Origin of the sequence: Hyphomicrobium nitrativorans NL23 (assembly GCF_000503895.1) — a bacterium.
GTDB classification, from domain to species: Bacteria; Pseudomonadota; Alphaproteobacteria; order Rhizobiales; family Hyphomicrobiaceae; genus Hyphomicrobium_C; species Hyphomicrobium_C nitrativorans.
The window spans coordinates 2539978-2558123 of record NC_022997.1 but is presented as its reverse complement, the minus strand read 5'-3'; the positions used below and the strand labels follow the sequence as shown (position 1 = coordinate 2558123).

The window sequence follows — 18146 nt, the reverse complement described above, 5'->3', positions numbered from 1 at the left end:
CCTCGTCGCGCGCGAATAATTCCCGATCTCTCCGATACGCGTGATTGCGCGGAACGAAGGGCCCGTCCGAGGCCTTCCAGCTAGAGCACGTTCAAGTCCGATGGGCTCGCGTTTTTTCCCCTCCCCCTTGTGGGGAGGGGGCAGGGGTGGGGGGAACCCCGACAGCGAACGGTTTGGAATCCCCCCTCCTAACCTCCCCCACAAGGGGGAGGGACTGCGTTGAGTTCAATTGAAATGAACAGGCTCTAGCGTCAGCACAACGAGAAAAAAGGAACGCCCGAATGAAAACGCTGCTCGCTTCCCTTGCAATCGCAGCCCTCACGTCCGCGCAAGCGCTCGCCGGTGCCGGTGCGCCGGTTCCAGAAAAGCCCGAGGGCGGCGATCCGTCCGGACGGCCTGGTGCGATCCTCGATGCGGCGCAATGCGACGAAGCCTGGAACAACGCAACGAACGACGCCGACCATCTGACGGCCGAACAGGCCGCGCCCGTCGTCGCGAACTTCGACATGGTCGACGCGAACAGCGACGGCCGCGTCACGAAAGACGAGTTCGACGAAGGCTGCAAGAAGGGCATGGTCCAGCAGCATGCCAGCAAGCCCGGCGAGAGCGAAGGCGGGCAGACGCCCGAAGCTCCCGAGAACAAGTAACGCCGAAGCGGCCGCTGATCGTACGACGCAACGGTCGCTTCTCTTTTGAAGCCACACATCCGACAGCATCCCAGACCGAATTGCGATATCGTCCCGCGTGACACGCGCATTCGCGAGACCAGGGAGCCAGCATTGCGGATCGAACGGTTGCTCGTCATGGTGTTGGCGTGGATGCTGGCGGCACCCGCCGCAGCCTCCGAACGCACGCTGACGCTGACCTTCGGCGACAGCGTGCGCCGCTTCACGGCCGGCGCCCTGCTCGCACGGCCCGACGCGGCGTCGCTCACCGTCCCGAACGATCTCTCCTATCGCCGCGAGATGACCTACCGCGCCGTACCGCTGCTGGAGCTGATTGGCGCAGCAACGCTCGAAGGCGTGGCGACGCTCGAACCCCGCGCGAGCGATGGCTTCGTCGCCCAGATCCCGGCCGAAGACGTGAGGCGTGCGGCCGGAGGCGGGTCCATCGCGTGGGTTGCGGTCGAAGATCCCGCCGCACCATGGCCGCCCCTGCCGGGCAAGGACAGGAGTGGCGGGTCGTTCTACCTCGTGTGGCAACACCCCGAGCGCTCGAACATCGGGAGCGAGCAATGGCCCTACGCGCTCGTCGCCATCGCCGGCGTTGCGGATCCCGCACGGCGCTGGCCGCAACTGGCGGTCGATCCCGCGCTGCCCGCTACGGCCGCAGAGCGCCTGGGGCAAGCCAGCTTCATCCGCAATTGCCTGCCCTGCCATCGCCTCAACGGAGCGGGCGAGGGCGACGTGGGCCCAGATCTCGGCCGGCCGATGAAGGTGATGGAGTATATGACGCCCGCAGGACTGAGGGCGCTCGTCCGCGATCCGAAATCGGTGCGCACGTGGCCCGGGCAGCAGATGCCGGGCTTTGGCGCCGAACAGATACCCGCTGCCGAGCTCGATGCGCTCGTGGCCTTCTTGGCGCACAAGGCGCACCATTGAGCGCGGCGGATCGGGTGCGCCCCTTGGCCTCTTGCGGTGGCGCGCCGCCCCCTCGTAAAAGCCCCCCATGATACATCTCGACAACATCTCCAAGCACAATGGCCACCAGATCCTCTTCGTCGAGGCGTCGGCCGCGTTGCTCCGTGGCGAGAAGGTGGGCCTCGTCGGGCCCAACGGCGCGGGCAAGACGACGCTGTTCCGCCTCATCACCGGGCAGGACCAGGCGGACGAGGGCCAGGTCTCCGTCGACCGCAACACCACCATCGGCTACTTCAGCCAGGATGTGGGCGAGATGGAAGGCAAAAGCGCCGTCGCCGAAGTGATGGATGGCGCGGGCCCCGTCAGCGAAATCGCGGCCGAACTGGCCGGGTTGGAAGCAGCCCTCGCCGACCCCGGCCGCGCCGACGAGATGGAGGCGCTCATCGAGCGCTACGGCGAAGTGCAGAGCCGCTTCGAGGAACTCGGCGGCTACGCGCTCGAAGGCCGCGCGCGCGAGGTGCTCGACGGGCTCTCCTTCACGCAGGAGATGATGGACGGCGACGTCGGCAATCTCTCGGGCGGCTGGAAGATGCGCGTCGCGCTCGCCCGCATTCTTCTCATGCGCCCCGACGTGATGCTGCTCGACGAGCCGAGCAACCACCTGGACATCGAAAGTCTCATCTGGCTTGAGGAATTCCTGAAGGGCTACGAGGGCGCGCTGATGATGACCTCGCACGACCGCGAGTTCATGAACCGCATCGTTACCAAGATCGTCGAGATCGACGGCGGCGTGCTCACGACATATTCCGGGGATTACGAATTCTACGAAGGCCAGCGCGCCCAGAAGGAAAAGCAGCAGCAGGCCCAGTTCGACCGTCAGCAGGCGATGCTGGCGAAGGAGCTGCGCTTCATCGAGCGCTTCAAGGCGCGGGCCTCTCACGCAGCGCAGGTGCAGAGCCGCGTCAAGACGCTGGAGAAGATCGAGCGTGTCGAGCCACCGAAGCGCCGCCAATCGGTTCTGTTCGAATTTCCGTCCGCCCCTCGCTCTGGCGAGGACGTGGCGACGCTCAAAGGTGTGCACAAGAGTTACGGCAGCCGCAGCATCTACGACGGCTTCGACTTCCAGGTGCGCCGCCGCGAGCGCTGGTGCGTGATGGGCATCAACGGCGCGGGCAAGTCCACGTTGCTGAAACTGATCGCGGGCGCCTCCGAGCCGGATCGAGGAACGGTGTCCATCGGTCCCAGCGTGAAGATGGGCTATTTCGCCCAGCACGCCATGGATCTTCTCGACGGCGATCTCACGGTCTTCGAATCTCTGGAGCACGCATTTCCGCAGGCAGGCCAGGGCTCGCTCCGCACGCTCGCCGGTTGCTTCGGGTTCTCCGGCGACGATGTCGAAAAGAAATGCCGCGTGCTCTCCGGCGGCGAGAAGGCGCGCCTCGTGATGGCGCAAATGCTGTTCGATCCGCCGAACTTCCTTGTACTGGACGAGCCGACGAACCATCTCGATCTTATGACCAAGGAAATGCTGATCAAGGCGCTTGCCGAATACGAGGGGGCGATGCTGTTCGTCTCGCACGACCGGCATTTCCTGGCAGCCCTTTCGAACCGCGTCCTGGAACTGACGCCGGAGGGCGTGCACCAGTACGGCGGTGGCTATACGGAATACGTGGAACGCACCGGCCAGGAAGCCCCCGGCCTCAGGAGCTGACGCGGGAAGGGAGACGGGCGTGCGCGGAAGTTTCGAGCGCTACAGCTATCGCGCCGATCCGTCCGTCCCATCGTTCGACGATGCGGCACCCCTCATCGTCTTCGACGGGCACTGCGTTCTGTGCGCGCGCGGCGTCCAGTGGATGCTGAAGCGGGATCCCAACGGCACGAGCCGCTTCGCCGCCGTTCAAGAGCCGATCCCGCAGGCGCTTTACCGCCACTACGGCCTCGACGCCGAGCGTTTCGACACCTTCATGGTGCTCGTCGACGGCGTGCCCCATCTGCGCTGGGCCGGTGCGCTGGCGGCTGCGCGCACCATGCCCGCGCCGTGGCGCTGGCTTGGGCAAATCGGCCGCATCGTACCCAGCGTCATCGGAGATGCGCTCTACAACCTCGTGCAACGCAATCGCATCCGCTGGTTCGGACGCCACGACGTGTGCTTCCGCCCGGATGCGCACCAGTCGAACCGCGTGCTGCGCGCCTGAGGGACGCGCCTTCGCACCACGAAGACGACAAAGCCCGGGCTCTGCGCGAGAGCCCGGGCCAAAACTTGTTCTCGATAGACGAGCGCGAGAGCTTACCTGCGGTCGCGGCGATGATGCCTGTGCTTGTGACGATGCGCGCGCGGCGGCGTGCATGCCTGGCGGCCCCAAATGTACGAACGGTGCCAGCCGCGCCGGTCGCGCTGACACGATGTGTGCAGGCCATGAACCTGGATGACTTCGGAGGGAAGGGCGTTGGACGTTGCCCCGCCGGTCACGCCGAGCGGCGCAGCCTGGGCCATCGACGCAAACAGGCCAAAACAAATCGCACCGGCAGCGCCGGCAAGAATTTTTTTCATGGTCGTCTCCCTTTGTGGTTAGCCCATGGCAGGAGGCGAATCCGTCGTGGCTTTCACCCCCGGACCAACGCGGACGAATCTAACATAGAGCGGCGCGTGCGCAGACGAAAAAGTGCGTGTGCTGCCGGAACGGCACGCAGCAGAAAATCCGCAGTCCTCAGCCGCTGCGACGGAATAACTGTGGGATCGGCAAGGCCAACGGCCCGGACTCCTTGAAGGAGCCCGGGCCTACTAAAACGGTCGCCGCCCCGATCGCTCAGGGCGGCAAGCACGGTAACGCGTGACGGAAGTCTGGAAGGGAGGAAACGCAAGGGACTTCCCAGTCAGAACGCACGCGGCCCGAAAAGGTTCCCTCGTGACGGATTGTTCTTCTGCATGCCCGATGATAAGCCCCCCACCATCTGACATTCCTCCAGTTTTTGGGCAGCCGTGCAAAAAATCAATCATCGCGCAGCCGTCGTCGGGGGCGGCCCTGCAGGGTTGATGGCGGCCGAAACGCTGGCCGCGGCCGGTGCGCCCGTGACGCTTTATGAGCGAATGCCGCGTGTGGCCCGCAAGCTTCTGCTCGCTGGACGCGGGGGTTTGAACCTCACCCACAGCGAGCCGCTGGAACGCTTCCTCAGCCGCTACCGCGAGGCCGAGCCACGGTTGCGCGCGGCGATAGAGGCCTTCCCGCCGGACGCGCTCCGCGCATGGTGCGACGGGCTTGGACAGGAGACGTTCGTCGGGTCGAGCGGGCGCGTCTTTCCGCGCGTCATGAAAACCTCGCCGCTCTTGCGTGCGTGGCTCGCGCGTCTGTCGGGCCACGGTGTGGACGTCCGGCTCGGCCATCGCTGGACGGGCTGGGACGATACGGGCCGTCTCGTATTCGGGACGGCGGACGGCGAGGTGAGGGGTGAAAGCGCCTGCACGATCCTCGCGCTCGGCGGCGCAAGCTGGCCGAAGCTCGGGTCGGACGGAAGCTGGGTTGCGCCGCTCGCTGGCGCAGGCGTCGCGATTACGCCGCTCGCCCCGGCGAATAGCGGTGTTTGTATCGCGTGGAGCGACGTGTTCAAGGTGCGCTTTGCCGGAAGCCCGCTGAAGCGTATCGCGCTCCGCTGCGGCGATGAGACGGCGCGCGGCGAAGCGTTGATCACGGTGGCCGGGCTCGAAGGCGGCGCCGTCTACGCGCTCTGTCCACGGATCCGCGCCGAGATTGCGTCGAGCGGTGCAGCATCGATCACGCTCGACTTGCGCCCAGACCAGAGCCAGGCCGACATTGCCGCCCGCCTCGCCAAGCCGCGCGGCAAGCAATCTCTGGCAACGTTTCTCCGCAAAGCTCTGCGCTTCGATCCGGCAGCCATAGGCCTCTTGCAGGAGACGGCGCACCGCGCGGGCACGCCGTTGTCCGGCCTCGCACCGGATGGCGTCGCGCATCTCGTTAAATCCGTCCCGATCCGCGCCCATGCGCTCGCGCCGATTGATCGCGCCATTTCGACGGCGGGCGGCGTGTCGTTCGACGAGATCGACGAGACCTTCATGTTGCGGCGCCGCCCCGGCACGTTCGTGGCTGGCGAAATGATCGACTGGGAAGCACCCACCGGCGGCTATCTCTTGCAGGCCTCGTTCGCGACCGGCCGCGCCGCCGCGAAAGGCGCGTTAGAGTTTCTGAAAACGCGTTAGCCTTCGATCTCGCTGCGCAGGATTTCGAGTTCGAGCCAGCGCTCCTCGGCCGCGGCAAGCGCCGCCTGAACCTCGGTTAGCTCGTCCGAGACTTTCGAAAACGTGGCGCGGTCGCGCGTAAAGAGATCCGGCGCGTCGAGTGTCTTCGCAAGCGCGGCTTGCTTAGCTTCGAGCGCGGCAATCTCGCCGGGCAAAGTTTCGAGCGCGTGCTTGTCCTTGAACGAAAGCCGCCGCCGCGCGGGCTGCGCCTCTGCGGCGGTCGGCTTCTCTTTGGGCTGCGACGGCAAAGACGTGCCCTTCTCCGCTGCCTGCTTCCGCGCGAGGTCGCTGCCACGCTGGGCCAGCATATCCGCATATCCCCCGGGATACTCCGTCCAGAGCCCGTCGCCCTCCGGCACGATCACGCTCGTCACGACGCGGTCGAGAAAATCGCGGTCATGGCTGATCAGCAGCACGGTGCCCTTGTACTCGGCGAGCACCTCTTCCAGCACGTCGAGCGTTTCGAGGTCGAGATCGTTGGTCGGCTCGTCGAGCACCAGCAGGTTCGACGGCGTCGCAAGCGCGCGCGCGAGCATGAGCCGCCCCCGCTCGCCGCCCGAAAGCGCGCTGATCGGTGTCAGCCTCTGCTCGGGCGCGAACAGGAAATCCTTCATATAGGCGATGACGTGCTTGCGCTCGCCTCCGATGGACACCGTCTCTCCGCTGCCGCGCGTCAGCGCTTCCGAGAGCGTCCAGGAGGGATCGAGGCTCTCGCGTCCCTGATCGAGCGCGGCCATTTGCACGTTGGCTCCCATCCGGATCTCGCCCGCATCCGGCGCGAGCGTGCCCGTCAGCAGCGAAATCAGCGTCGTCTTGCCCGAGCCGTTGGGCCCGACAATGCCGAGCCGGTCTCCCCGCATCAAGCGGAGCGAAAAGTCCCTGACGATGGCGCGGTCGTCATACGATTTTGAAACGCCCTTGGCTTCGAGAACGAGCGCGCTCGACGTCTCGGCTTCCGCGACGGAAAGAGACGCATTCCCCTGGACGCCCCGATGATCGCGCCGTGCCTGACGCATCTTCGAGAGTTCCGCCATGCGCCGCACGTTGCGTTTGCGCCGCCCCGTCACGCCGCCGTGCACCCAATGCTCTTCCGCCACGATCTTGCGGTCGAGCTTGTGCAGTTGCGTTTCCTCGTCGGCCAGTTCCTGGTCGCGCCAGGCTTCGAACTTACCGAACGGCAATTCCACGCGTCGCGCACGCCCCCGGTCGAGCCACACCGTGATGCGCGATAGCGTTTCGAGGAAGCGGCGGTCGTGGCTGATGATGACCATCGCCGCGCGCGATTGCTGAAGCCGCCGTTCCAGCCACTCGATGGTCGGCAGGTCGAGATGGTTGGTCGGTTCGTCGAGCAGCAGGATCTCGGGCTCCGACGCGAGCGCGTGCGCGAGGGCCGCCCGTCGCGCTTCGCCGCCCGAAAGCTGCATCGGGTCGGACGCGCCGTCGAGCCCCACTTCGTCGAGCAGCATCCGCGCGAGGTGAACGTCACCGCTGTCCGCAAGCCCGGCTTCCACATAGTCGAGCGTCGTCGCATGCCCCGAAAGATCCGGCTCCTGCGCCAGATAACGCACCAGCGCTCCGGGCTGCACGAAGCGGCGCCCGCGATCCGGTTCCACCAGCCCCGCCGCGATCTTGAGCAACGTGGACTTGCCCGAGCCGTTGCGGCCAACGAGACAGATGCGCTCTCCGGCGCCCACGGAAATGTCGACGCCGTCGAGCAGCGCGGCGCCGCCGAAGGTGAGCGCGATGTCGTTGAGCTGAATGAGGGGAGCGGCCATGACGATCCGGAAGGAAGGGAGGGGTTGAAACGTTTGCGCGTCTATACAGCATGACGCGCAAACCGGAAAACCGGCGCCCGAAGTGAGCGCGGCCAGTGACTCCGGCCAGTGAGCCTGGCCTGGGTAGGATTGCGGCGGTGGGGTGTTTACTGGGTCTCGACCATCCTGCTGATGGCATCCAGCGTCGACCGGCCGAACGCGCCGTCGAGCGCGCCTCCGTAGTAGCCGCCGCTCGCGAGGCGAAGCTGAAGCTCCCGGCGGAAATCGCGCGACCAGCTCTGGCTGTTCTGCGTCATCTGCTGGAAGGTGAAGGGATAGCCCATCTCCAGCGCCCGATAAATGTAGTCGGCCGCCGTCTGGGCGCTGCGGCTGACGCCGAGCCCCTTATCGTAGAGCACGGCGATGTTGTGGATGGCGAGAAGTTGTCCCCGCTTGGCGCCTTCGTCGTACCATGTCGCCGCCGTCACGTAGTCCCGCTCTACGCCGCGCCCCGTGGAATACATGGTGCCGAGCGCGGCCATGCCGTCCGCGTCGCCCGCGTCCGCGGCGCGCTTGTACCATCGCACCGCCTGCAGGTGGTCGGCCTCGATCCCGCTCCCGCCTTCGAGCATCAAGCCGACAGCCACCATCGCCGGCGTATAGTTGGCTTCGGCCGCTTGCTTGAACAGGTTGAGCGCCTCCAGCGGATCGCGCGGCCGCCCTTCGCCGTCGCGATACATTCGCCCCAGGCGATAAACGGCGGCCACGTTTCCGGCATCCGCCGCCTTGCGGATCCAGCGCTCGGCCTCCACGACATCCTTGATCGGTGCGCCGCCCGCGAGCGCATCGCCATAGAACAGCATCCCGTTGCTGCTGCCTGCGAGCGCGGCCGTCCGGTACCATGTCAGGGCTTCCGTCGCGTCGCGCGGCACGCCGGTTCCGTTGCTATAGAGCTTGCCGAGAAACAGCATTGCGGGCGTGTTGCCGCCCTCTGCGAGGTGCCGCAATTCTCCAAGGTAGCCGGGCGCGTCGTCGGCCACGCGCCAGACACTCAGCGTCCCGTCCGTCCCCGGCTGGCGGGCCTCGATTTCCTGCACGAGTTGGCTCGTTTCGGTCACTGCGGTGCCGTCGATGGCGGTGACGAAATCGCCGAACCTCAAGCCCGCGAGCGCCGCCGGCCCGCCGGGCGTCGTTTCTGTTACGAACACACCCGTGTGCCGTCTGAGGCCGAGCGTAAACGCGAGCGTCGGATCGGTGACGCTGTCGAAGCGGACGCCGATGTAGGAGAGCGTTTCGTACCCGGGCCACGGCTCGAAGCGGATTGGCACCTCGATCGAGCGCCCGGAGAGCCGCGCGCCCTGTCCTGATGGCCCGCCCGTATCCGTCGGCGGAAACGGCAAATCGGGCATCGCAGGCGTTTGACGGCTTGCGCCGCCGCCGGGTGGCGGGAGCAGGCGGATGATGTCCCGCCCGCCATCGGCCTCCAGCACCACGGACCGCTGCCCCCAGGTGACGGCGGCCTCCGCGCTCGGGTCCGTTGCGGAAACCGGGACAGAGAGGAACAAACTGGAGGCGAGCCAAATGGCCGCTGCCAGCGCCGTGATGGACGTTCCTCTCATGGATCGAAGGCCCCGCATGTCTGGGATTGGCCTATCTCTACCGTCACCTGAAATACGGAGCAACCGAGGCGGCCCACACACGCTCCAAAGCCTTGTTTTACGGGCCCGCCCCGCGGTGGACGATGCGGCACGCCCCCTCGATTCGGCCAAAGAATACTGTAGCATCAGCGTCTTGGGGTGTGCCGAATGAACCCTGGATGCTGCGGTGGGCTTGGGGTAGGAGAAACGCGAGAGGGTTTTGTGCCGCCAAGGACGATAATGGCGTTTTGGGAGCGAAGAACGCGCAGCGGGCCGCTGCTGCGCGCGCTCTGCGTTGCGTTCGGCGTTCTGCTGGCCATCGCCGGACCGTGGAACGCCTTGGCGTTCGATGCGCGCCATATCGAGCCCAGCGTCTACAAGATCTATTCCTTCATCCCGGAAGAAGGAAACCAGTACAGCATCTCGTCCGGTTCCGGTTTCCTCGTGTCCGGCCGGCGCCAGGTCGTGACCAACGTCCATGTGGTGGAGGGCGGCGAGCGCATCTACATCGCGTTTCTCGAAAAGGGAGAGGCCAAGCTCGTCGAGGCGCGCCGCACCGAGAGCCGTCCGGATGTCGACCTCGCCCTTCTCGAAGCACGCGAGGACCTGCCGGGCATCCCGCTGACGCTTGGCGAATACGAGCCGGACAAACTTGCCGAGGTGATCGCGATCGGCTTTCCGGGCGCCGCCAACCTCAACAAGGAACTGGTGCCGGAGACGGACGTGCGCGGCGTACCGCTGACCGATCTCGAATCCACCCTGACGACCGGCATCGTCTCGCGCATGACCTTTACGAACCTGAAGCTGAACCCCGGCCAACTCGTGAGCGCGCGGACCGTCCAGCATAACTCGGCCATCAATCCCGGCAGCAGCGGCGGCCCGCTGCTCGACGCCTGCGGAAATGTCGTGGGCATCAACACACTGCAGGGCGTCAACGCACAAGGGTTGTTCTTTTCCATCCATGTGAGCGAGCTTGCCCGCTTTCTCGGGGATGCGAAGCTGCGGTACGCGTCCACCACACGTCCCTGCGCCAAGGGAGCCTTCGCCAGCGCGTTCGCTCCTTTGTTCGTGGGGCTGACCGCCGCGCTCGCGCTCGCCGCAACCCTCTTCTTCTTCCGCCGCGAGAACGCGGTTGCGGTCATCGGAGCGGCTGCGGCAAGGCTTACGAGCCATCCGTCCGTCGTTGAGGCGAGGGAACACATCCGCGGATTGATGCTTCGATTGTCTTCGGCGGGTGGCGCGCCTGCCGCGCTCTATCTGCGTCGCGAGAACGGCGGCCCCTCCCTGCGCCTCGACGCGGGCGACCGGCCGCGCATCGTGGGCCGCGGCCCCGGTGTCGACATCGTCGTGGCGGACGACACGGTCTCGAAGGTCCACGCAAGCTTGGCGTACGATCGCGGGACGCGCCGGCTGCGCGTGCGCGACCTCGGTTCGTCGAACGGCACCTTCGTGGACGGCGCGCGTGTCTCCTCCGCTGACGCGTCCATCGGCGCGCATCTGCGGCTCGGTACTGTCGATTACACGCTCGCCTTCGAGCCTGCGGAAGAAGAGGACGCGGCGGGAGGCTGGATGCTCTCGGGCTTCGATGCCTCCGGCCGCGCGGTGCAGTTTACGCTTGAGCCCACCCGTGATCCGAGAGGAAGCGCCAAGACGACCGCTTGGACCCTCGGCCGCGATCCGTCACGCGCCGATTTCGTCATCGACGATCCGAGCGTATCGTCCTTGCACGCCGAGTTCGTGTTCGAATCTGGGGACATCCTGCGTCTGCGCGATGCGGGCTCCATGAATGGTACGCACATCGACGGACAGAGCATCGGGAAGAATACGGTGACACTCGATACCGCAGGACAGGACATCGCGTTCGGCGCGGCGCGCTTGAGGCTGTCGCGGCGCGCGAGCTGATCGGCGTGCCGAAGCGTGAATCATCGGTCTCGTCAAAAGACGTAGAGCGTCCGATCCGATTCTATCGGATCGGAAACCGCTCTAGCGGTTGAGCAGCGTCGCGATCTTCCGGCGGATGGGAAGCGGCATCGACTCCACGCCGTGTTTCAGCACGCCGCGCAGTCCGCGCAAATAAAGCGTCGCATACATTTTCCCAACGGCCGAAAGCGGCAATGCCCAGTCCCGGACCTCCATGGACGTGTCCGCCCATTCCAACTTGTAGTCGTATGCAGGTGGAAGAAAATCGAAGCCGGTCATGCCCTCGGCGAGGGCGTGGCGGATACTGTCTTCCATCAAAAGAGCGCCCGCTGCCGCTTTCTCGTAAGCGAGATCGTATGTGCCGATGTGAATGGCGGAGCGGCCCTTGCAGCGCACGCCAACCTCGACCGCCGCCGTATGTCCGCCGGATTCGAGGGCCGCAACGTAGCAACCCGCCGGGTGCGTTTCGGCGCGTGAGACGTCCGCAAAGAATTGAGCGGTTCTCGGGTCCGCGAACGCCCGGGAATAGAGCCCGCGCGAGGCAAGCCAGACGCGCTTGTAGGCAAACGCGAACGCGGTCAACGCGTCCGCCTCTTGACCATGCGTGCGGTAATCGAACGCCAGGGCGCCGCGCTCTGACAGCTTGCGGCGTTGCCGGCTGCGGTTTCGCTGCGTGCTGCGCGAGTGCCGCTGGAGGAGCGCCTCGAACGTCTCGACGCCCTTCAGCGAGAGATAGGGTGCTTGTGTCTCGCCCACCACCAGCGCACCGCGCTCCGCAAGTATGGGAGCGATGTTGGAATCCTCACGCACCCGCCGCAGCCGAAGGGCGCTCGCGCCCGTCTCGCGTGCGACGAAATTCAGCGCGTCCCGCATCAGCGCTGCCCTGTCGGCTTGGGGCATATCGTCGATCAGCGCGTCGCCGTACTGACCGACGGGCTCTCCCATCCATTCGAGTTGCGTCACCGGGCCGAACCGCTCTTCCACGAGCGGCAGGACCAGGACGAGTTGCCCGTCGAGATGCGCGGTGACGATGGCGAGCTTGGGCCCGCGCTCGCCTGGCGCGGGGAGGTAGTGATTGGCCCAGTGCCAAAGCCAGTTGAAGGTCTGGAACAGGTGAATATCGCGGCCTGCCCTCTCGAACAGTGCGTTCCACGAGGCTTCGAGCGCGTCGAAGCCGTCGCGGGTTGTGACGAGATCGAGGGTTGCGCGCGACACGGTGTGCGAGACGAAGGGCGCGGATTGCGCAGCTCCACCCAAGGCCGGCCTCTCGCATGCGAGGGCGATGACTGACATGAACTCAGAGTTCCTTAACTATAGCGCGAGGGGCGGACCCTGTGCCGGTGGGGACGGCCGGCGGGCTCCGTATTCTTCCTGAGTGTCGCGGAAAAAGGCTAACGTATTCGTTACGTCCGACGCGTCACGCCTGCGCGATTTCGACCAGCGACAGGCTCACCAGCAACGCGACGAGCACCCACAGTGCGAACGCTCCCCGCCGGGTCGGGGCCGCCCGGCCCATCAGGGCCGCAACGGCGACCACGAACGCTCCGGTGAGGTTGATAACGACGAGCCCGGCGAGGCCCAGCCCCCGCGAGCCGGCCCACGCCCCCTCGATATAGGTCGCGCCCGCGATGCCGATGAGAAGCGCACCGGCGATCCGCGGCCAGAAGCCGCTTGCCGACGCGGGAAGCCCGAAGGCTCGGATCGTACTCATGGGTGCGAGCAGAAGCAGGACGCCACCGGCGAGCTTAAGGAGCGTTTCGAGCCACAGGAGCTGCTGCACGGCGGAGCCCGGATGAAGAAAAGAGATGAACCAACGGACGAGAACAGCGAAGCGGGCGCTCAACCGCCGACTTTATCTTGCTGGCTTTCCCACCAGTCGCTGGAGCCGAACGAGGGCCCCGTGTCGCCGCCGCCGCCGTCCATCCAGCCGCTAAAGAGGCCCTCTTCCTTGACGACCTGCTTCTTGGGCGCCTCGAAGTTGCCCTCCAGAAGCCGCCCGAGTTCGGTCTTGATATCGCGCGTTCTGCGGTCGGTGCAGTAGTTGGCGTCCGCACCGGCGGCCTTCGCCACACCGTTATGCGCCACGTCGTACGTTTGCTGAAGCTTCCCCATCTGCTCCGGCATCGCGCCAAGAGCCATCTCGTGCGCAAGGTAGTTCGAGCGGACCATGGCGGGATCGAAATTATAGCCGCACCTCACGGCGCGCGCCGTAACCGCGCCTGCATGAAACGCCCGTTCGCCGGGGTCGGCAACCACGCTCACCTGACCCGGCTGAGGCGCGGGGGCCGCCTCGCCGCCGAGGATCGAGGCCGTCGACACGCCACCGCCGCCCGAGCATCCGGAGAGCCCGACGGCAAGCAAAAGAAAAGGTAGCGGACGGCGAAGCATGGGGTCCCCCGAGACTGCCCAAAAACAGCGCAGGTTTGCGCCCTTTTTGGGGTGAGGTCAATGTAAGGGGCCGGTAACCCTGTGGGCAGACTTGGCGGATTTGCGCAGGCAGGAAAGGCCCGCACGCCCAAGCGCTTTCGCTACCAGTGTGCTCAGGTCAGATGGAATCGCTCCGGTTCCCCTCCCCCTGGTGGGGAGGGTTAGGGTGGGGGGAGGCCCAACAGCAGACGGTCTGGAATCCCCCCCTCCTAACCTCCCCCACGTCATGTCGGAGACATGCCTCCGGCATGATGGGGGAGGGACAGTGTCGAGTTCGTTTAAAATGAACACGCTCTAACGCATCAGGGTCCGAATGGCGTCGTCCAGACCTCCCAGCGTCATCGGAAACATCCGCCCCTCGACCAGGCGCTGAACGAGCCCGATGGACGGCGTGTAGCCCCAATGCTGCTCCGGCACCGGATTGAGCCACACGGTCTGCGGATAGGTCGCCATGACGCGCTGAAGCCACGTGCCGCCCGCTTCCTCGTTCATGTGCTCGACGGCACCACCCACGTGCGTGATCTCGTAGGGGCTCATCGACGCGTCGCCCACGAAGATCACCTTGTAATCGGACGGGTACGTATTGAGCACCTGCCACGTGGGGATCGTCTCGCTCCAGCGGCGCGCATTGTTGCGCCAGACGCTCTCGTAGAGACAGTTGTGGAAGTAGTAATATTCGAGATGCTTGAACTCGCTGCGCGCGGCTGAGAACAGCTCCTCGGCCGTCTGCACGTGCCAGTCCATCGAGCCTCCGACGTCGAAAAACATCAGCACCTTGACGGCATTTCGCCGGGCCGGGCGCAGCGCGAGATCGAGATACCCTTTGCGCGCAGAGCCCTCGATGGTGCGGTCGAGATCGAGTTCTTCGGCCGCGCCCTCGCGCGCGAAGCGCCTGAGCCGCCGCAACGCCACTTTGATGTTGCGCACGCCAAGCTCGACGTCGCCCACAAGATCGCGAAACTCGCGCTTGTCCCACACTTTGATCGCGCGCCGGTGGCGGCTCTCTTTTTGTCCGATCCGGATCCCGGCCGGATTGTAGCCGTACGCGCCGAACGGCGAAGTCCCGCCCGTGCCAATCCACTTGTTGCCGCCCTGGTGGCGCTCCTTCTGCTCTTCGAGGCGCTTGCGCAGCGCCTCCATGATCTCGTCCCAACCGCCAAGCGCCTCGATCTCGGCCTTCTCTTCGTCGGTGAGATGGAGATGCGACAGCGCCTTGAGCCAGTCTTCGGGGATCTCCGCGGTCTCCGCCTCGCTCATCAGGTCGAGGCCCTTGAAGACGTGCCCGAACACACCGTCGAAGCGGTCGAGATAGCGCTCGTCCTTCACCAGCACCGCGCGGGACAGGTAATAGAAATCCTCCACGCGCCCGCCTGCGACGTCGGCGTCCATCGCTTCGAGCAGCGTCAGATATTCCTTGAGCGTAACGGGCACGCGCGCATCCTTGAGCGCGCGGAAGAATGTCGCGAACATGAGGCTTCTCCTTCGCCCAAGCATATAAGCCGGGGCCGCGGAAAGAGAAACAAAAACAAAGAAGCCGCCCCGAAGGGCGGCTTCCTGTTTGGTTCGTGATCTCGACTTCGATTAGAAGTTGATGAGAGCACCAGCCTTGACGTACTGGAAGTCTTCAACACCACCAATCGCAGTCGCGACATTGCCGTCGTACGACAGGTGACGATAGCTGACCCAGAGCGACATGGCAGCCGCGTCGATTTCCTGCACAATGCCGAGACCCCAAACATCCAGGTCTTCATCAGCGCCGGCAGCGAAGACGCCAAGCGCACCTGCACCGTTGTCACCCGAGACGTTCAGATATTCACCGTAGAACACGGTGGCGCCGAGCGGGTTCAGGTTACGACGGAGGCCAGCCTTGATGTAGTACGTATCGGACTCGTAGGTCAGACCGTTAGCGAAATCGAGTTCGTTGTTACCGTAAGCACCGTAGACGAAGAGACCCGTCGGGATGTGCTGCAGGTAAGCGCCGATCTGGAAGTACTGCGTCTCCGGAGCATTGAAAGCGCCGAAGAAAGTATTCGGGTCGCCGTTGCCGGTGATCTCGTTATAGGCAGCAGCGACGGCGAACTTGAAGCCGTGATGCTCACCCGCATAGCGGAGAGCGACGTCCCACATGTCGTCCTCGCCCCACGAAGCGCTGGCCGAGAAGCCACCGAACGTCGGCGTGTCGTAACGGACGACGTTCTGCGTCAAGCCGTTACAGTCGCCCCAGGCGCCGCCGCCGGTGCACGCGCCGGCTCCGCCCCACGCGCTACCCGCAATGAGGAGACCCGTAGCAGAGCTACGCATGTTGAACGAGTTAACGTCGAACGCCACCCAGTTGGCAGGAACGAGCGAGCCCGAACCGTCGACGAGGATCGCGGTGTTGTCAGACGCCTGCGACTGGCGGCCGACGCTGACCTTGCCCCAATGATCGCTCTTGATGAACCAGTAGCTCTGGAGGGCGTCAAAGCCGTTCCAACCCGGAGCAGCGTTATAGGCCTGGTTAAGAGCAAGGCTCTGGTTGTTGAACGCTTCGATGTGAAGCACGTAACCAGCGCTCCAGCCCGGCGCGATGGTGGCCTGGCCGGTAAACTTCACGTGCGACGAGAGCGTGCGGCCGAGATCGCCGACATAGGCATTGCTCTCACCACCATCGTCCCAGAACGTGATCTGCTGGCCGACCCAGCCGGAAACCGTGAGCGAAACTTTGCGATTGCCCTTGCGAGCGGTGGTCGCTTCGAGTTCGGCGACGCGCTCCTCAAGGTCGGCGCAGCAGTTGCCCCCAAGGTCAGCTGCATTCGCACTCGTGGCGAGGCTGCCGGCCAGGAGGCCCGCGGCTGCCAGAGCGCTGAGGCTCAATTTATTCATAGACCTTCTCCCAATCTGCGTTGGTAATCGAGATGGCGGACGCCCTGATACTCGGTGATTTACGCAAACTAGGCCGCGCTCTACGATATTGACGGCGCGAAGATTCCCTCGGAACCGCCGCTGGCCCTGAAAGTCTGCGATTCTCCCCTGCGCAACAATCGAGCAATGCCTTTTCGGCATCGACGAGAGTGCAACTGTTGCCGCGGTGCCACGAAAGCGTGCGTGAGGCCTGGAGACTCAAGGCTTTTGTTAGGGTCTCGGTAACGAACGGCCGTGTGAGCGGCGGTTGATGGATTGGGGATAAGGCATCGCCCAGCGAAACAATCCGGCGGTATTGGAGGGAAAGCGCATGCAACGCGAGTGACGCGATTCCACGACAGCCGTGTGACAGCCTCCGCTGTTCCACGCCGACAAGAAACGCTTTATGTTTCAGCGAATGTCAGTCGCCCACGTTAGCTCCTATTATTCCCACACCTTGAACGACGATACGCGCTATCCGCAACTCGAAGGACGGATCGCGGCAGACGTCTGCGTCGTCGGCGGAGGCTTCTCCGGCATCGCCACCGCGTTGAGTCTCGTCGAGCGGGGCTTCTCTGTCGTCGTACTGGAAGCGCACCGCGTCGGATGGGGCGCGTCCGGCCGCAACGGCGGGCAGATGATCGCCGGCATCAGCGGCGAACACTGTGTCGAGCGCCACCTTGGCGATGACGGCCGCCGTCTTTTGAAGGACATTCGCTATCTCGGCCATGAGATCGTCGAAGCCCGCATCGCCAAACACGCCATCGCCTGCGATCTGAAATACGGCTGGGCCGAAGTCGCCGCCCGTCCGCGCCACATGGCCGGACTGCGCTCTTATGTGGAGGAGCGCGTCGAAGCGGGAGACGGCGATCACCTCGAAATCGTGGAAGCGTCCAGTATGGATGCCGTCGTCGGCTCGCGCGCCTATCACGGCGCCATGATCGACCGGAAGAGTGGCCATCTGCATCCGCTCAACTTGTGCCTGGGTGAAGCCCGTGCCGCGGCGGCTGAGGGCGTGAAGATCTTCGAAGGTTCGCCCGTCATATCGTTCGGCGGCGGCGCCAAGCCCTTCGCGGAAACCGCCAACGGCCGCGTCGATGCCGCGTCGGTCGTGCTTGCGGGCTTCGCCGATCCGGCGTTGCAGCGTGGCGCCCTGTCGGGTCTCGTGTTCCCGACCGGCAGCTACATCGTCGCCACCGAACCTTTGGCCGAGCGCGTGGCGCGCGAGATCATCCCGCAGGACCTCGCCATAGCGGACAGCAACGTCGTGCTCGATTACTTCCGCCTGTCGGCCGACCGCCGCCTCATATTCGGAGGCCGCGCCAACTATTCCAACCGCGACCCGCACGACATTCGTGCGACGCTGAAGCCCCGCATGGTCGAAGTCTTCCCGCAGCTTAAGGACGTGGCGCTCGATTTCGCCTGGGGCGGAAAGATCGACATCGTCTTGAGCCGCGCGCCCGCCATCGGGCGGCTGGAGCCGAACGTCTACTACATGCAAGGCTACTCGGGGCACGGCGTCAACACGACCCACATCGCGGGCGAGGTGGTCGCGGACGCCATCGCGGGCACCATGGAGCGGCTCGACCTCTTCGAGCGCATCCCCCAGGTGCGGCTCCCGGTCGGGCAATTCCTGGGAAGCCAGCTACTCGCCCTCGGGATGCTCTATTACCGGCTCCGCGACATCTTATAGAGC

15 protein-coding genes are annotated in these 18146 nt (G+C 65.1%); 7 read left to right on the top strand and 8 right to left on the bottom strand.

Going from position 1 to position 18146, the window contains the following annotated elements:
- Nucleotides 1-281: 281 nt before the first annotated feature.
- From W911_RS11875 to W911_RS11860, 4 genes are all read left to right on the top strand, one after another.
- Entirely contained in the window at nucleotides 282-647 is a 366-nt protein-coding gene (locus W911_RS11875; protein ID WP_023787789.1) for an EF-hand domain-containing protein, read from the top strand.
- A gap of 132 nt (nucleotides 648-779) precedes the next feature.
- Nucleotides 780-1601 carry a c-type cytochrome gene (locus W911_RS11870; RefSeq protein WP_023787788.1) on the top strand — a complete coding sequence of 274 codons (822 nt, stop codon included), beginning with the start codon at nucleotides 780-782 and terminating at the stop codon, nucleotides 1599-1601.
- 67 nt (nucleotides 1602-1668) lie between these two features.
- The gene (locus tag W911_RS11865; RefSeq protein ID WP_023787787.1) at nucleotides 1669-3291 is read left to right on the top strand and encodes an ABC-F family ATP-binding cassette domain-containing protein; all 1623 of its coding nucleotides are present in this window, start codon (nucleotides 1669-1671) and stop codon (nucleotides 3289-3291) included.
- A 19-nt stretch (nucleotides 3292-3310) separates the two neighbouring features.
- A complete protein-coding gene (locus tag W911_RS11860) occupies nucleotides 3311-3775 on the top strand; it encodes a thiol-disulfide oxidoreductase DCC family protein (RefSeq protein ID WP_023787786.1) in 465 nt (154 codons plus the stop codon).
- 92 nt (nucleotides 3776-3867) lie between these two features.
- On the opposite strand, the gene W911_RS11855 is transcribed toward W911_RS11860, so the two are convergent.
- On the bottom strand, nucleotides 3868-4131 hold the full coding sequence (locus W911_RS11855; protein WP_023787785.1) for a hypothetical protein: 264 nt from the start codon (nucleotides 4129-4131) through the stop codon (nucleotides 3868-3870).
- A 429-nt stretch (nucleotides 4132-4560) separates the two neighbouring features.
- On the opposite strand from W911_RS11855, the gene W911_RS11850 reads away from it, so the two are divergent.
- Nucleotides 4561-5793, top strand: coding sequence for a TIGR03862 family flavoprotein (locus W911_RS11850; protein WP_023787784.1), 1233 nt, complete (start codon nucleotides 4561-4563; stop codon nucleotides 5791-5793).
- Here the strand turns inward: W911_RS11850 and W911_RS11845 are convergent.
- Both W911_RS11845 and W911_RS18180 read right to left on the bottom strand, forming a co-directional pair.
- Nucleotides 5790-7607, bottom strand: a complete 1818-nt coding sequence (locus tag W911_RS11845; protein WP_023787783.1) for an ABC-F family ATP-binding cassette domain-containing protein — start codon at nucleotides 7605-7607, stop codon at nucleotides 5790-5792. The genes W911_RS11850 and W911_RS11845 overlap by 4 nt on opposite strands.
- Before the next feature lie 146 nt (nucleotides 7608-7753).
- Nucleotides 7754-9205 (bottom strand): PDZ domain-containing protein, encoded by a 1452-nt coding sequence (locus W911_RS18180; RefSeq protein WP_023787782.1) that lies wholly within the window; start codon nucleotides 9203-9205, stop codon nucleotides 7754-7756.
- A 258-nt stretch (nucleotides 9206-9463) separates the two neighbouring features.
- Here W911_RS18180 and W911_RS11835 point away from each other — a divergent pair, with 258 nt between their 5' ends.
- Complete coding sequence (locus tag W911_RS11835) at nucleotides 9464-11125, top strand: FHA domain-containing protein (RefSeq protein ID WP_023787781.1); 1662 nt, start codon at nucleotides 9464-9466, stop codon at nucleotides 11123-11125.
- Nucleotides 11126-11206: 81 nt separating this feature from the next.
- Here W911_RS11835 and W911_RS11830 read toward each other — a convergent pair whose 3' ends face one another.
- The 5 genes from W911_RS11830 to W911_RS11810 all read right to left on the bottom strand — a co-directional run bounded on the left by W911_RS11830 (nucleotide 11207) and on the right by W911_RS11810 (nucleotide 16432).
- Nucleotides 11207-12436: a GNAT family N-acetyltransferase gene (locus W911_RS11830; RefSeq protein ID WP_041316507.1), complete on the bottom strand. Its 1230-nt coding sequence runs from the start codon at nucleotides 12434-12436 to the stop codon at nucleotides 11207-11209.
- A 124-nt stretch (nucleotides 12437-12560) separates the two neighbouring features.
- Nucleotides 12561-12986 (bottom strand): hypothetical protein, encoded by a 426-nt coding sequence (locus tag W911_RS11825; RefSeq protein ID WP_023787779.1) that lies wholly within the window; start codon nucleotides 12984-12986, stop codon nucleotides 12561-12563.
- Complete coding sequence (locus W911_RS17435; protein WP_023787778.1) at nucleotides 12983-13531, bottom strand: hypothetical protein; 549 nt, start codon at nucleotides 13529-13531, stop codon at nucleotides 12983-12985. The genes W911_RS11825 and W911_RS17435 overlap by 4 nt, the downstream gene beginning before the upstream one ends.
- A 333-nt stretch (nucleotides 13532-13864) precedes the next feature.
- On the bottom strand, nucleotides 13865-15040 hold the full coding sequence (locus W911_RS11815) for a vWA domain-containing protein (RefSeq protein ID WP_023787777.1): 1176 nt from the start codon (nucleotides 15038-15040) through the stop codon (nucleotides 13865-13867).
- Between the two features lie 111 nt (nucleotides 15041-15151).
- Nucleotides 15152-16432 carry a porin gene (locus W911_RS11810; protein WP_023787776.1) on the bottom strand — a complete coding sequence of 427 codons (1281 nt, stop codon included), beginning with the start codon at nucleotides 16430-16432 and terminating at the stop codon, nucleotides 15152-15154.
- A gap of 424 nt (nucleotides 16433-16856) precedes the next feature.
- On the opposite strand from W911_RS11810, the gene W911_RS11805 reads away from it, so the two are divergent.
- On the top strand, nucleotides 16857-18143 hold the full coding sequence (locus W911_RS11805) for an NAD(P)/FAD-dependent oxidoreductase (RefSeq protein ID WP_023787775.1): 1287 nt from the start codon (nucleotides 16857-16859) through the stop codon (nucleotides 18141-18143).
- Nucleotides 18144-18146 lie beyond the last annotated feature (3 nt).